The sequence below is a fragment of the Nitrospirillum guanabarense genome (genome assembly GCF_034653355.1).
In the GTDB taxonomy this organism is placed as follows: domain Bacteria; phylum Pseudomonadota; class Alphaproteobacteria; order Azospirillales; family Azospirillaceae; genus Nitrospirillum.
Genome location: NZ_JAYEER010000003.1, coordinates 566,523 through 580,697, shown reverse-complemented (window position 1 = coordinate 580,697; position 14,175 = coordinate 566,523). Strand labels below are relative to the sequence as shown.

Annotated in this window: 16 protein-coding genes and 2 pseudogenes; 11 read left to right on the top strand and 7 right to left on the bottom strand. The window is 67.3% G+C overall.

Annotated elements, in window-relative coordinates:
- Positions 1 to 43: 43 nt before the first annotated feature.
- Complete coding sequence (locus UAA55_RS12115) at positions 44 to 700, bottom strand: alpha/beta hydrolase (RefSeq protein ID WP_004271979.1); 657 nt, start codon at positions 698 to 700, stop codon at positions 44 to 46.
- Between the two features lie 261 nt (positions 701 to 961).
- Here UAA55_RS12115 and cysE point away from each other — a divergent pair, with 261 nt between their 5' ends.
- The 4 genes and pseudogenes from cysE to UAA55_RS12095 form a co-directional block, all read left to right on the top strand.
- Positions 962 to 1,702 carry a serine O-acetyltransferase gene (gene cysE / locus UAA55_RS12110; RefSeq protein ID WP_322953018.1) on the top strand — a complete coding sequence of 247 codons (741 nt, stop codon included), beginning with the start codon at positions 962 to 964 and terminating at the stop codon, positions 1,700 to 1,702.
- 36 nt (positions 1,703 to 1,738) lie between these two features.
- On the top strand, positions 1,739 to 2,902 hold the full coding sequence (locus UAA55_RS12105) for a cysteine desulfurase family protein (RefSeq protein ID WP_322953016.1): 1,164 nt from the start codon (positions 1,739 to 1,741) through the stop codon (positions 2,900 to 2,902).
- Between the two features lie 80 nt (positions 2,903 to 2,982).
- Positions 2,983 to 3,663: a hypothetical protein gene (locus tag UAA55_RS12100; protein ID WP_322953014.1), complete on the top strand. Its 681-nt coding sequence runs from the start codon at positions 2,983 to 2,985 to the stop codon at positions 3,661 to 3,663.
- 182 nt (positions 3,664 to 3,845) lie between these two features.
- Positions 3,846 to 4,580, top strand: a pseudogene (locus UAA55_RS12095) (YoaK family protein); the annotation flags it as partial.
- A gap of 59 nt (positions 4,581 to 4,639) precedes the next feature.
- On the opposite strand, the gene UAA55_RS12090 reads toward UAA55_RS12095, so the two are convergent.
- Complete coding sequence (locus UAA55_RS12090) at positions 4,640 to 5,413, bottom strand: CocE/NonD family hydrolase (protein WP_322954446.1); 774 nt, start codon at positions 5,411 to 5,413, stop codon at positions 4,640 to 4,642.
- A gap of 204 nt (positions 5,414 to 5,617) precedes the next feature.
- Positions 5,618 to 6,444 (bottom strand): annotated as a pseudogene (locus UAA55_RS12085) (CocE/NonD family hydrolase); the annotation flags it as partial.
- Between the two features lie 578 nt (positions 6,445 to 7,022).
- Here UAA55_RS12085 and UAA55_RS12080 point away from each other — a divergent pair.
- From UAA55_RS12080 to UAA55_RS12050, 7 genes are all read left to right on the top strand, one after another.
- Complete coding sequence (locus UAA55_RS12080) at positions 7,023 to 7,337, top strand: ferredoxin family 2Fe-2S iron-sulfur cluster binding protein (protein WP_040848268.1); 315 nt, start codon at positions 7,023 to 7,025, stop codon at positions 7,335 to 7,337.
- Positions 7,338 to 7,450: 113 nt separating this feature from the next.
- Positions 7,451 to 8,587, top strand: coding sequence for a tRNA 2-thiouridine(34) synthase MnmA (gene mnmA / locus UAA55_RS12075; protein ID WP_322953012.1), 1,137 nt, complete (start codon positions 7,451 to 7,453; stop codon positions 8,585 to 8,587).
- Positions 8,588 to 8,640: 53 nt separating this feature from the next.
- Entirely contained in the window at positions 8,641 to 9,555 is a 915-nt protein-coding gene (locus UAA55_RS12070; protein WP_322953011.1) for a class I SAM-dependent methyltransferase, read from the top strand.
- Positions 9,556 to 9,651: 96 nt separating this feature from the next.
- Positions 9,652 to 10,173: an META domain-containing protein gene (locus UAA55_RS12065; protein WP_322953009.1), complete on the top strand. Its 522-nt coding sequence runs from the start codon at positions 9,652 to 9,654 to the stop codon at positions 10,171 to 10,173.
- A gap of 951 nt (positions 10,174 to 11,124) precedes the next feature.
- Positions 11,125 to 11,481: a hypothetical protein gene (locus UAA55_RS12060; RefSeq protein WP_322953008.1), complete on the top strand. Its 357-nt coding sequence runs from the start codon at positions 11,125 to 11,127 to the stop codon at positions 11,479 to 11,481.
- A 10-nt stretch (positions 11,482 to 11,491) separates the two neighbouring features.
- A complete protein-coding gene (locus UAA55_RS12055) occupies positions 11,492 to 11,737 on the top strand; it encodes a hypothetical protein (protein WP_322953007.1) in 246 nt (81 codons plus the stop codon).
- 251 nt (positions 11,738 to 11,988) lie between these two features.
- Positions 11,989 to 12,180 carry a hypothetical protein gene (locus UAA55_RS12050; protein WP_322953006.1) on the top strand — a complete coding sequence of 64 codons (192 nt, stop codon included), beginning with the start codon at positions 11,989 to 11,991 and terminating at the stop codon, positions 12,178 to 12,180.
- A gap of 59 nt (positions 12,181 to 12,239) precedes the next feature.
- Here UAA55_RS12050 and UAA55_RS12045 read toward each other — a convergent pair whose 3' ends face one another.
- The 4 genes from UAA55_RS12045 to UAA55_RS12030 form a co-directional block, all read right to left on the bottom strand.
- On the bottom strand, positions 12,240 to 12,938 hold the full coding sequence (locus tag UAA55_RS12045; protein ID WP_322953005.1) for an SOS response-associated peptidase: 699 nt from the start codon (positions 12,936 to 12,938) through the stop codon (positions 12,240 to 12,242).
- Between the two features lie 25 nt (positions 12,939 to 12,963).
- Positions 12,964 to 13,311, bottom strand: coding sequence for a hypothetical protein (locus UAA55_RS12040; RefSeq protein WP_322953004.1), 348 nt, complete (start codon positions 13,309 to 13,311; stop codon positions 12,964 to 12,966).
- A gap of 341 nt (positions 13,312 to 13,652) precedes the next feature.
- Positions 13,653 to 13,922, bottom strand: a complete 270-nt coding sequence (locus UAA55_RS12035) for a hypothetical protein (protein WP_322953001.1) — start codon at positions 13,920 to 13,922, stop codon at positions 13,653 to 13,655.
- Between the two features lie 125 nt (positions 13,923 to 14,047).
- Positions 14,048 to 14,173: a hypothetical protein gene (locus UAA55_RS12030; RefSeq protein WP_322952999.1), complete on the bottom strand. Its 126-nt coding sequence runs from the start codon at positions 14,171 to 14,173 to the stop codon at positions 14,048 to 14,050.
- Positions 14,174 to 14,175: the final 2 nt, after the last annotated feature.

Sequence of the window (14,175 nt, the reverse complement as noted above, 5' to 3'; positions counted from 1 at the left end):
TCGTCCGGGCCACTTAGGTACTCGGGAAAAGGCTGGGCCGTTACTATTCGGCGGCAAGCGTCTTGCCCAGGTTGCTGTCCAGATAGGTGCCGACGACCTCGTTCAGCGCGTCGGACCGATCGTTGAAGAAGTGGTTGGCGCCCTCGACCTTCTTGAAGTCGATCTTGATGTCGCGCTGGTTGGACAGCTTGTTGACCAGCTTGGTCACCGCCGCGTCCGGCACCAGTTCATCCTTGTCGCCGTGGACGATCAGACCGGAGGAGGGGCAGGGCGCCAGGAAGCTGAAATCGAACATGTTGGCGGGCGGGGCCACCGACACGAAGCCGTCGATCTCCGGCCGGCGCATCAGCAGTTGCATGCCGATCCAGGCGCCGAAGGAGAAGCCGCCGATCCAGCAGGCCGTGGCGTTGGGGTTGTAGGTCTGCAGCCAGTCCAGCGCCGACGCGGCGTCCGACAGCTCGCCCTCACCCCGGTCATAGGTGCCCTGGCTGCGGCCGACCCCGCGGAAGTTGAAGCGCAGGCAGGAGAAGCCGCGCTGCGCGAAGGCGTGGAACAGGGTGTAGACCACCTTGTTGTTCATGGTCCCGCCGTACTGCGGGTGCGGATGCAGCAGCAGGGCGATGGGGGCGTTGGTCGACTTGCCGTGAAGGTAGCGTCCCTCGATCCGGCCGGCCGGTCCATTGATGATGACTTCAGGCATCGTGCTCCGTTTCCGCTGCTGTATGGGACTTGGTCCCCGTACCGTTGGAACCCGCATGGGGGGGAAACAGCCGCATCATGGCCCGTGGCGCTGGCTTCGCTTGACCCAGCATGCAGGCGATCTTATATCGCAAGGCTGGGCCTCCTGGAGCCGTGTGCGGACGCATCGTACAATCTGACCCCCCGGTTTCTCGGGACGGTCAGGCTGCATTGACGGCAGACGACCATTCCGGGCGCGATTTATACCACAGCGAGCGCATCGGTGTTCAAGCGTCTTCAAGAAGAGATCGAGGGTATTAAAGCCCGAGACCCGGCGGCGCGCTCCACCTTGGAGGTTCTGCTGTGCTATCCAGGCCTACATGCTGTGCTTTTGTACCGGGTGGCCAACCATTGCTGGCGTAGCGGCTGGCCGACGCTGGGCCAATTCATTTCGCACCTGGCCCGCATGGGCACCGGCATCGAAATCCACCCCGGCGCCACCATCGGCGAGGGATTCTTCATCGACCATGGCATGGGCGTGGTGATCGGCGAGACGGCGGAGATCGGCCGCAACGTCCACCTCTATCACGCGGTCACCCTGGGGGGCACGTCGCTCAGCAAGGGCAAGCGCCACCCCACCGTGGGCGACAACGTCATCATCGGCGCCGGCGCCAAGATCCTGGGCGCCATCACCATCGGGCCGGGTGCCCGCATCGGCGCCAACGCCGTGGTGGTGGCCGACGTGGCCGCTGGCGCGACCATGGTGGGCATCCCCGCCCGCGCCGTCACGGCCAGGGCCAAGACGGAAAAGGACCAGTTCCTGGCCTACGGCACGCCCTGCAACAACTTGCCCGACCCCGTGGCGCGCGCCCTACAGGTGCTGACCGACCAGGTCGGCACCCTCAGCCGCCGCATTGAAGAGCTGGAGCAGGCGGCCCCCATCGTCCCGTTGGTTCCCCCGGAAATGATTCCGGGCGGGGCTGGGGACGAGGAGGGCGGCAAGCCTGGCCGTCCGCCCTGCTGAACGGCCGGACCGTGTTCTTCCAACCGGTTATCCCTGATGCCGTCGACCTATCTCGACCATAACGGCACCTGCCCGCCCCGGCCCGAGGCTGTCGCGGCCATGGTGGCGGCGCTGTCCCTGCCGGGCAACCCATCCTCCGTCCACGCCCAGGGGCGGGAGGCGCGGCGGCGGGTGGAGGTGGCACGCCGCCAAGTGGCGGCGTTGCTGAACCTGCCGCCCGCCACCCTGGTCTTCACCGGCAGCGGGACCGAGGCCAACGCCCTGGCGCTCGCCGCCGTCGGCGACCGCCCCGTCATTACCAGCGCCATCGAGCATGCCAGCGTGCTGGAGGCCACCCCCGGCGCCTTGCGCTGCCCGGTCGGTGCCGACGGCGTCGTCGACCTGGGCGCGCTGGACGGCCTGCTGGCCGGCCGCCCGGCCCTGCTCTCCCTCATGGCGGTGAACAACGAGACGGGCGTCATCCAGCCGGTGGCCGAGGTGGCGGCCCTGGCGCGGCGGCACGGCGCCCTGTTCCATTGCGACGCCAGCCAGGCGGTGGGGCGGCTGGCCTTGGACTGGGCCGCCATCGCCCCCGACTACCTGACCATCTCCGCGCACAAGATCGGTGGGCCCCAGGGTGTGGGCGCCCTGGCGGTGCGCGACGGCGCCCCCCTGGCTCCCATCCTGCGCGGCGGCGGGCAGGAACGGCGGCGCCGGGCGGGGACGGAGAACGTGGCCGGCATCGTCGGCTTCGGCGCGGCCGCGGCGGCCTGTGACGTCGACGCCTTCAACCGGCTGGCGGCCCTGCGCGATGGGCTGGAAGATCGCCTGCGGGCCGCGGCGCCGGCCCTGGTGGTGGCTGGCGCGGGCGCGCCGCGCGTGGCCAACACCAGCTGCCTGGTGACACCCGGCTGGCGGGGGGAGACGCAGGTGATGGCCCTGGATCTGGCGGGCTACGCCGTCAGCAGCGGCTCCGCCTGTTCCAGCGGCAAGGTCGCGGCGTCCCATGTCCTGGCAGCCATGGGCCTGGGACCGGATCTGGCCGGCTCCGCCATCCGTGTCAGCCTCGGCTGGTCCACCACGGCGGACGAGGTCCAGCGCTTCGCCGACGCCTGGATCGCGCTGCACGCCCGCCGCGCGCCGTCGCCGGTGGCGCAGCAGACGTCTCTATCGCCACAGGATAAGCAGTCTGTCGTTTCGCGGACGGCACAGCAGCAGTAGGGTGGCGCCCCCGGCTGGCGTCGGGGGCCGGTCGGGTAATGAATCCCCGGGAGCGGGGTGATGCAGGGGTAGGCGGGCGCATGGCCGAGGGTACGGGCGGGAACAAGATCCCGGAGAATGGTGCGGGACAGGGTGTCTCCGGTGTGGTGCCGGGCGGCATGGGCGATTGCTGGGCTTGTGGCAAGCCGGTTTCCGGCCGGGCGCTGTTTTGCCACAACTGCGGGTCCATCCAACCGCCGGCCGATCTGGACGCCTTCGCGCGGCTGAACCTGGAACGGCGTTTTGATGTGGAGCGCGCGGTGCTGGACCGCCAGCGCGCCGGCTTCACCCGCATCCTGGACCCGGAACGGCTGAAGTCCCGGGGGGCCCAGGAGCGCGCCTTGGCCGACCGGCACCGCCAAGCTGTGGAACAGGCCTACGCCACGCTGCGCGATCCCGCGGCCCGCGCCCGTTATCTCCTGGACCTGGTGCGCCCCGACGGCGACCTGCCGGGCGTGCCGGGTAAGGGGCCGGAGGATGCCGACATGGCCGACCTGGCGGCCCAGGTGGCGGCGCTGCATGCGGCCAATCCTGTGGATGAGGACCAGTTGGAACAGGCGACATTGGGCGTCATCGGCGCCATCGCCGGCACCCTGGTCGACCTGTCGGCCGCCTTCCACAACGACAATCTGGCCGCCGTGCCGGCATTGGCCGACCGCCTGGCCCTGTGCCAGCAGTTGGGCGAGGCGCTGGGCGCCGTGACGCCGCCCGACGCGGACTGATCCCCGCGCCGTTCGATCCACGTCCTTGATCATCCCCCGCCCTCGGGCGCTATGCTTGGACGTGGGCGGCGCCTGGGCCGCCCGGCAGCCACCGGATGCGGGGCATGGATAAGATTTACACTGGCGCTTCCTCTTTTGACGACATCCCCCGGCGAGCGGGCCCCACCGGGCCGTTCGACCGCCTGCGCCGCCTGATCGCGCCGGAGCGCGGGGACCGCGAGGATGTGCAGTTGGCCGTGGCCTTGTGCTTCGTCGCCGGCATGACCAATGCCGGCGGTTTCCTGGCGGTGGGTCAGTATACCTCGCACATGTCGGGTGTGGTGTCGGGCCTGGCCGACAATCTGGTGCTGGGCGCCACGGACATGGTCATGATGGGGCTCGGCGCCCTGGGCGCCTTCCTGGCTGGCGCCGCCTGTTCCGCCATCCTGATCAACTGGGGCCGGCGGCGGGGCAACACCAGCCAGTACGCTCTGCCCCTGTCGCTGGAGGCCTCCCTGTTGCTGCTTTTCGGCGCGCTGGGTGTCCTTCGCCCCGCCGTTCCCTATTTCCTGGACGTCGCGGTGCCCCTGCTGTGTTTCATCATGGGGTTGCAGAACGCCATCATCACCAAGATATCCCGCGCCCGCATCCGTACCACCCACCTCACGGGGATGGTGACGGATATCGGCATCGAGCTGGGTAAGATGCTCTATTGGAACCGGCGTTCGCCGGATGCCGTCAGGGCGGTCGGCCAGGACGCCGCCCGCGTCCAGGCAGACCTGCCCAAGCTGCGCCTGCTGGTCAGCTTGGTCGGGTCGTTTTTCATCGGTGGGGTCCTCGGCGCCTTGGGCTTCAAGGCCATCGGCTTTTCCGTGACGGTGCCATTGGCCCTGCTGCTCCTGCTGTTGGCCATCGTGCCGCTGATCGACGACCTGCGGCGCGCTCCCGCCCCGCGCTGAGCCCCGCGTTCGGCCTCAGGGCGCCCCTACTCCCGGCATCACGCGCACCTCCAGGGCCGAGGGATAATCGGGGAGCGATAGACCCGCTCGCGCGCGGCCTTGAAATCCTCCGGCTTGGCGTTGGGGATGTCGACGAAGGTTTGCGGGTTGCGGTCGGCCAGGGGGAACCAGCTGCTCTGGATCTGCACCATGATGCGGTGGCCCCGGCGGAAGGTGTGGTTGATGTCGGCCAGGGCATAGCGGATGGGCGTCACCTGGTCCGGCACCATGGGTTCCGGCTTCTCGAAGCTGTTGCGGAACTTGCCCCGCAGCGGATCGCCGCGCACCAGCTGCTGGTAGCCGCCCAAATCCACCGACGGCGGCGGCACGTCGGCCTTGGGGTCGGTGGATCCTTCGGCACCACCGGTTTGGCCGGGCGGCAAATCCTGCGGATAGACGTCGATCAGCTTCACCACCCAGTCGCTGTCGGTGCCGGAGGTGGAGACGAACAGCTTGGGCGACACCGGCCCGACGATGGTGACGTCGTTCTCCAGCGGGGCGGTCTGGTAGACCAGCACGTCGGGCCGCGTCGTGGCGAAGCGCTGGTCGGCCACCATGTACTCCTTGGGCACGTCGGTGGTGACGTAGCCGACATAGGGCACCGGGTGGGCCGGGTCGCTGACGTACTCGTCAAATTTGGTCCCGTTCTTGGCCGCCGCCGGTACTGTCCAGGCCAGGCCCCCGCCCGGCTGCAGGTACAGGGTGCGGGTCTGCGCCTGCTTGGGCGGCCAGGAGGCATACTGGCGCCAGACGTTGGTGCCCGTCTCGAACACCGTGGCCTTGGCCAGCTTGGGGTCGGGCGCGCCCTTCAGGTGTTGTTCGAAGAAGGGGAAGAGGATGTTCCGGCGGTAGTAGTCGCTGGTGTCGGACGCGAAGTCGACCGCCCCCAGCCTGCGGCCGTAGGACCGGGCCCAGCCGCCGTGCACCCAGGGCCCGATCACCAAGTTGTTGGGCGTGCCTGGGTTCTGCGCCTCGATGGCGTTGTAGGTGGTGAAGGGGCCGTGCAGATCCTCCGCGTCGAACCAGCCGCCCACGGTCAGCACGGCGGCCTTGATGTTCTTCAAGTGCGGGGCGATGGCGCGCGGCTTCCAGTAATCGTCGTAGGTGGGGTGGTCCACCATTTCGCGCCAGTTGATCCCGTCCTCCTTGCTGAACAGGTCGCTGATCTGCGCCAGGTTGCCCTTCTTCAGGTAGAAGTCATAGCCGTCGGTGGTGCCGAAATCGTAATCCGACCAGCCACGCGGGTCGGTCGTGGGATTCTTCTGCGGCTTGAAGGCGGCATAGAAGCTGAAGTTGGCCGCCAGCATGTAGGCGCCGCCGTGATAGGCGTCGTCGCCCATGTACAGGTCCGTCACCGGCGCCTGGGGGAGGCCGCCTTGATGGCCGGATGGCTGTCGATGATGCTGGCCGAGGTGAAGAAGCCCGGGTAGCTGATGCCCCAGATGCCCACCTTGCCGTTGTTGCCCGGCACGTTCTTCAGCAGCCAGTCGACGCTGTCGTGCATGTCGCTGCTGTCGTCGGTGTCCGTCTTGGACTTCTTGACGTCGATGTGGGGGCGCATTTCCATCCAGCTGGCGCCGGACATATAGCGGCCGCGCACGTCCTGGAAGACGAAGATGTAGCCGGACCGGTCGAAGTCCGGTGACGGGCCCAGTTGCTTGGGATAGGCCTCGCTGCCGTACCACAGCTCCTTGCCCACCCGGGCGCCGGAGCCGTAGGGCGTGCGCACCATCAGGAAGGGATAGGTCTTGGACTGGTCCTTGGGCACGTAGACGACGGTGAACAGCTCCACCCCGTCGCGCATGGCGATGCGGTACTCGTATTTGGTGTAATGCTCGGGCACGCTGTAGGGCTTGTCCTGGCCCTGTTGGGCCGCCCCTTGCGCCAGGGCCGCCGGCGCCGTCATCGGTCCCGCCAGCGTCAACGCCAAACCCAAGGCGGCCACCGCGCGCCCCGCGCCCTTGCCCATCGTCATGCCATTCCCCATCCAGCCAAGTCCCATTGTGGGCGGTCAGGCGCCCGAACCGTTTGGCGGTCAAGCTAAGCCATTATGGATATTGGCGGAAGCGGGGATTGGGATGGGGTCAGGAACAGCCGTCGGCATTCTCTGGCGCCTCGCTGTCGGCGGGGCGGGGATAGGCAGCTCGGTTGCCGGGGCGTCGTCGCTTGCGTGGCGGTGGCCCCCTTTCCTACAGCGCCGCCCGTGTCGGTTCCATGAAGCGCCCAGCCGCGGGCGTCCCGTTGGCGGCCGGCATGCGTGACGCCATCTTTACAAGTGGGCCGCCGCCCTCTACCAAAGCAGGCTGATCCGGGCGGCGTCTGGGGCGCCCGCCGGTGATGACCCATTTATTGGCCAACCCCTATCAGAGTGATCCAGATCCCATGCCCAAGATGACGTTCGTTGAGACCGATGGAACCCGCCGCGAGGTGGACGCGCCGCTGGGCCTGTCGATCCTGGAGGTCGCGCGGCGGCATAACATCGATCTGGAAGGCGCCTGCGAGGGCTCGCTGGCCTGCTCCACCTGCCACGTCGTCGTGGCGCCGGAATGGTACGACCTGCTGCCCGACGCCAAGGAAGACGAGGAGGACATGCTGGACCTGGCCTTCGGTCTGACCAAGACCTCGCGCCTGGGTTGCCAGATCCGCATCTCCGAAGAGTTGGACGGCCTGGTCGTCCAGTTGCCGGGCGCCAAGTAAGCCGACCCCGCGCCCCTTGTCCTTCTGATTTTCCAAACGCACAGGCCGGCCTTGCGGGAATGACCGCCAGGCCGCGCTTGCGCTTTGGCGCGTCTTGGCCCATATGCGGGCCCATGAATTCCCTAGGCTTCGATAAGGCGCCGGCCGACACCCGCGTGGTGGTCGCCATGTCCGGCGGGGTGGACAGCTCGGTCACCGCGGCCCTCCTGAAGGAGGAGGGCTACGACGTGGTGGGCGTCACCCTGCAGCTGTACGACCACGGCATGGCCGTAGGGCGCAAGGGCGCCTGCTGCGCCGGCCAGGACATCTACGACGCGTCGCGCGTGGCCGAGACCATCGGCATCCCCCATTACGTCCTGGACTACGAATCCCGCTTCTCCGACGCGGTGATGCAGGATTTCGCCGACAGCTATCTGCGCGGCGAGACGCCTATCCCTTGCGTGCGCTGCAACCAGCGGGTCAAGTTCCGCGACCTGCTGGACCAGGCCCGGGATTTGGGCGCGGAGGCGCTGGCCACCGGCCATTACGTGCGCCGGGTCCAGGGGGCCGACGGTGCGGAACTGCACCGCGCCGCCGATCCCTCCAAGGACCAGAGCTACTTCCTGTTCGCCACCACCCAGGCGCAGCTGGACTTCCTGCGCTTTCCCCTGGGCGGCATGCCCAAGACGGAGACCCGGGCGCTGGCCGACCGCTACAACCTGCCGGTGGCCGACAAGCCCGACAGCCAGGACATCTGCTTCGTCCCCAACGGCTCCTACGCCGCGGTGGTGAACCGCCTGCGACCCGGCGCCGTCACGCCGGGCGACATCGTCCACGTCGACGGGCGCGTGCTGGGCCGGCATGAGGGCGTCATCAACTACACCGTGGGCCAACGCAAGGGCTTGGGCCTGGGCGGCAACGCCACCCTGGCGGTGGAACCCGGCGGCGACACCGATCCGCTGTACGTCGTGCGCGTGGACGCCGCCAGCGCCCAGGTGGTGGTGGGGCCGCGCGCGGCGTTGGCCCGCACCCGGGTGACGGTGCGTGAGGTCAATTGGCTGGGCGCCGCCGCCCCGGCCGACGGCGTACCCGTGACGGTCAAGTTGCGCTCCGCCCAGCCGGCCCTGGCGGCCCGCCTGTTCCTGGACGCCCAGGGCGGGGCGACCGTGGAGCTGGACCAACCCCAGTTCGGTGTCGCCCCCGGCCAGGCCGCCGTCTTCTACCGGGACGACCGGGTCCTGGGTGGCGGTTGGATCATGGGCGCGGCGTAAGCTTTACCCTTCGTGATAAAGTGGGGCTCCTCACCTTCAGGAGCGGAGTTCCCATGCAGCAAGGCCGCCCCAGTCGCACCGCCCTGGCCGTCGCCGCCTTGCGGGCGGCACATCAGTTGATGGACGTGCCCGTCATCTTCGCCGACCCGGTGGCCCTGCCCATCCTGGGGCCGGAGGCGGAGGCGCGCATCCGGGCGGATGAGGCGCGGTTGCACGCGCCGCCGGCGCGCTTCCTGCGCGCGGCCCTGGTGGCGCGCAGCCGCTTCGCCGAGGATGCGCTGGCGGCGGCCGTGGCCCGGGGCGTGGACCAGTACGTGGTGCTGGGCGCCGGCCTCGACACCTTCGCCTATCGCAATCCCCATTCCGGCCTGCGCGTGATCGAGGTCGACCATCCGGCGACGCAAACCTGGAAGCGGGGGATGCTGGCCGCCGCCGGCATCGCGCCGCCGGCCAGCGTCACCTTCGCGCCTGTGGATTTCGAGCGCGACACCTTGGCCGACGGCTTGGCCCGTGCCGGTTTCGATGGGAACCGGCCGGCCTTCGTCGCCTGGCTGGGCGTCACCGTCTATCTGACGCGGGACGCCATCCTCGACACCCTGCGCCGGGTGGCGGCCTTGGCCCCCGGAAGCGGCATCGTCTTTGATTACGGCCTGCCGCCGGACCGCCTGACCGAGAGCCAGCGGGTGGCCTTCCAGGCCATGGCCGACCGCGCGGCGGCGGAGGGGGAACCGTGGCGCAGCTTCTTCACCCCCGACGCCCTGTTGGCCGACCTGCGCGGTCTAGGCTTCTGCGCGGTGGAGGATGTGGGGTCGGCGGAGTTGAACCCCTGCTATTTCTCCGGCCGCGCCGACGGCTTGGCCCTGGGCGGTATCAGCCGCCTGGCGCACGCGACCATTACCGGAGGCGGATCCGGCAACGGGTCGCTTAGGCCGGAGGGCAAGGCCCCTAGCCGGACGGTGCACGCATAAGGGGGTATCGCCAGCGGTTTTGCCCGCGCGTAGTCTGGCCGCACCACATTCGGCATGCGGAACAAGGGCTTGCCGACAGCCTGGGGAGAATCGAGGATGCTGCGTACCGTCGCGATCACGTGCCTGGCGGCTCTGGCCCTGGTCGGGTGCTCCATGCCCACGCCCGTGTCCAACGTCTCGGCGGAGGATCTGGCCGGCACGGGATGGGAACTGCAGCACTGGCAGCAGCGCAACGGCGGCGCCTATCCCCTCATGCCCGGCGGCAACGGTGGGCCGATCAGCATACGCTTCAGCCGCGATGGGGCGGCCAACATCCTGTCGGGCAGCGCCGGCTGCAACCGCTATCGCGGCGGCTATACCCTGGGCGGGGGGTACCTGCAGGTGCTGCCGGCCGCCACCACCCGCATGGCCTGCCTGTCGCCGGAACGCGCCAAGCTGGAGCAGGACTACCTGAACGTCCTGGCCAACGCCACCACCCTCACCCGCGACCGTGATCCCGGCCGCGATCTGGATACCCTGACGCTGGCCAGCAGCGAGGGCGACGAGCTGCTGTTCGTGCGTGTCTTGGGTGGCGAGGCGCCGGAACCGGGGTCGGTCGGCAATACGGTGGGCCAGTGAAAGGCTTGGAAACAACAAACCCCCGGGGTCCGTGCAGGTCGCCCCAGGGGTTCGTGTAAGCGGCCGGTGCGGGTTAGACACCGCCGGACTGGTAGCAGCGGAGTGCTACAATCTTGGCAGTACCGTCGTCAAGGTGATTTGCTGACCAGAAGTCCCCTGACGCTCCTCTTGTGGTCCTGGGTTAGGCGGCGGACTAAGCAGTTATCCGCGCCATATGGGCGCAGAAGCTGGAAAATGTTGCGGTCCTGTTGAATAGGCTGTCCGCCAGGCACAGCGAAAATGCCTCGTCTGCCCTACCAGATATGAAAAGCTCTTTGGCGCGATTTAGGATGCGCCGAGAGTTTTCTTGCTGCGCGGTCTCATTCAGCCTTTCAGCGTTCCGCCGACTCTTCGATGCAAAGTCAATTATGTCAGCCACGACACTCTCCAGCAATTTGGTAGTTGGCTTGTGCTTTCATTGATAAGCGATATCGGTTATGGTGTCAATAAGCGATATCGCTTTGGAGGCGCAGTTGACGGACAATCCGATATCGGTAACAAGTTCCCGCATGGGGCGACCGAAAATGCACGTAACGCCAACGTTGGTCCGGCTACCCGAGGGGGTGGCAGAGAGGATTGACGCTGTGGCAGGGAAAAACCGGCGAGCGGAGTTCATCCGCGAGGCAGTGGAGCGTGAGCTTCGCAGGCGCGAGCGCGACGCGACCAAGCCGGATGAGCAAGGGGAAAAGGTGCTTCCGTGACCGGGCTTGCCACCTATCCGGGAATGACTACAATGTCCGACCACAAGGAGACCTGCCGCTTCAGAAGGTGACCGTTGCCTGATATTCAGCCTCGCCTTGTTGGCTATGCCCGCATCTCGACAGACGAAGACTTTTTGTGACGCCGTCACTTTCTCCCTTGATATCGTGACGCCGTCACGATACTGTCCCCCTATCAAGACCGATGGAGGCGATGATGGAACGGACGAAGCGGATCATGACGGTAGCCTGGAACATCGCCCGTCAGGGCGCAGCCAAGCACGGCGGTTGCGCCCATACGTATATCGCCGCCGCCCTGCGGATGGCATGGAACGGTGAAACCACTATCCTGGTGGACCGCAAGTCTTTGGCCCGCCAACTCGACCGGATTGCCTCTCGCGCTGGCCATCGCGCCGCTACCCAGAAGCAAGTTTGGTTCCTGGCCGGCCTGATGTCGGAGCGCGGCGAGGATGAGCGGTCGCTGTTCGGTCTGAATGCTGGTAACTCCACCCTGTCCGTCTCGATGGCCAGCACCTTCATTTCCAGCTACCTGCGCGATCGCGCCGCTTAAGGAGAGCATCATGCTGACGGTTTATTCTGACGGACAGATCGCCCGCGACGGGAAGCTGATGGAGGGTATCCGCATCCGCCAGGAACCCAACGGAAAATTCCTGACCGGGGCGGGGCATGACGTCGATGTGGAATTGGCGTTCGGCCACGCCGCGTTGCCGGCTATCGTGGATGCGCTTATTGAGGGTCACGATCTGCCGTCCGGGTGGAAGCTGGGCACCCGCAAGGATGGGATCGCCCGCGTTTCTCGGGCCTAAAAACGAAGGGGGCGCCCCCGAAGGACGCCCCGCATTCGTTGCATCGCCCATCCCCGAAGGATTGGGATCTACGTGTTAACGGGTGGACGTGCCAGCCGCAACTAGTTTCCTGTCTCGCGAGCATCTCGATTTGACAGAAGACTTAGCGCCGAGCGGCGCCATCGTTTCCGATGGCGCCACCCAGCCGATAGGGACACAGTTAAGGTCCGCATCTATAGTAGGCCACAAGGGCCGCAGAGGATCAAGAGACGATGGCACGCACACCCAAAGGCGAAGCGCCGATGTCTGCGGCGGAGCGCACCCGCGCCAAGGAACAGCGTCGCGCTGCCGCCGGCCTGAGGGAAATTCGCGTCATCGTGCCAAATGAGGATGACGCCATACAACAGGTGCGCGGCCTGGCGGCGGCCCTTGTCAAGGCGCGCGATGACGCTAACCAGAACTGATCATAGGGTGAAGCCCCGAACGGCGTTCGTCGCGGCGGCACGCCGGCCGGTGTCCCGGACTACGCGGCCGGTGGCGTGATGGGGTGCAGCAGTTCGGCGCCCTCGTTTCGGACGTTGCCCACCGCCTTGGCCACGGGCCAGAACGTCAACGCGTCGGGCGGGGAGGGCTGTAGCAGGGCGTGCACGGCATCTGTCGTCGCGTCATCCTCCCCCAGCCAGGTGGCCCAGGCCTCGGGAGGCAGGACGGCCGGCATGCGGTTGTGGATGTGGGCCACGCTGGCGGCGGCGTCGGTGGTGATGATGGTGTAGGTCCGGATCCACACATCCCCCTCGGCCGCGGGGTCGCGCCAGTTTTCCCACAGGCCCGCGAACACCATCGGTTCGCCGCTGGCCAGGCCTATCGCATAGGGCTGTTTATCCTTCGGCCCCGTGGCCATCCACTCATAGTACGCCGTCGCCGGCACCAGGCAGCGCCGCTTGGCGAAGGCCTGGCGGAAGGAGGGTTTGTCCCGCACCGTCTCCGCCTTGGCGTTGATCATCTTGTACGCGTCGCGGGCATCCTTGCACCAGCTGGGCAGCAGGCCCCAGCGCAACAGGTCCAGCGACCGCTCCCCCGTCTCCGCGTTCCGGCGCACCACCGGCCCCTGTTGCGTGGGCGCCAGGTTCCAGCGGGGCTGGATGTTGGGCAAGGGGTTGGTGGTGCGGAACAGGCCGCGCATGGCCTCGGGGGGCAGGGTGACGCTGTACCGTCCGCACACGGGCACCTCCATCAGGGTGAGGCCATCAGGGCGATGGTACGGTACGCGCGCCGTCGGCAATGGCAAGCCCCTCGGCCATGCGGTCCAGGTCCGCCTGTATGCTGTCCGCCAGGGCGTCGGTCCACGGCCCCTCACCCTGCTGCCAATCGTTCAGGAACACGCGCACCTTGAGCAACAGGGCGGCCACGTCCGGGGAGGGCGTCGCCACCATGCGCCAGTGCAGCTGTCGCAGGCGGATGCGCGCCATGCGGACGATCAGGGGCGGCTGGACGCGCCGCCCCACGCACACCCCATCCGGCAGCCCATAGGCCAGCCGTTCGGACAGGCGCAGCTGGGCATGGATCTCGGGGAGGGAGGCGGCGTTGGTCAGCATCGGGCAAACCTTCGGCGGGCGCGGGCCATGGGGCCCACGGTGGCAGTGACGAGATGTGCCGGAAGCGGCAAGGCCAAGGTTGCTTAAGTCGCCACTGGCCGTCAAGCGCATAAATTGAATAATCGTGAGCTTATCGCTTCACAGTGGAGATGTTACCGGGAGAAAGTGCTGCGGTCAGATTGCGACTTTCAGGACAACTTTTCGGACGTCAGTCTTATGTATTACTGGCACCGCACGCAACCGGCGCTCGAAACCCGTTAACATTGGCGGGGATGGCGCCTATTTTCTCGGCAATACTGAGCCCATGCCGTCGCGATACCACCGGGAGGGCACGCCGCCGGCTATCGCGGCCCCAGCCATTGCATGGTGGGGCGGCTGAGGATGTCGCGGCCCTTGCAACGGTGGCAGACCAGGGGCTTTTTCGCCCGCATCGCCCCAGCCTGGACGTCGAAGGGGTTGGTGTTCGACGGTATGCCGGCGGCGGTCAGGAACGTGACCGTGACCTGTTTTTCCCGGTTACAGTCCAGGCAGCGCAGGACGATGGTGCATCCCCCGGGCAGGTCAGTCAGGCTATCAAAAACCTTGGTGGACATGGCGGCGTCATCGTTCAATGTTCTCGTTCCGTTCACATTACGACTCGCCCCGTATCGGATGTCAAGGCATCCCAAAAAAGAAAGGCGGCGGCCCCGGGTGGGAACCGCCGCCTTTGGATCGGGGAAGACGAAGGGGATGGGGGCTACCCGATGATCAGCGCCCCCAGGATCAGCACGACGACGGCCGCCCCGAGCGTGCCGCCCACGACCCACCAGGGGTCTTTGTATTCCAAGTGTTCCGGCGCGTACTTGCCCGTAAACCTTTCCATGG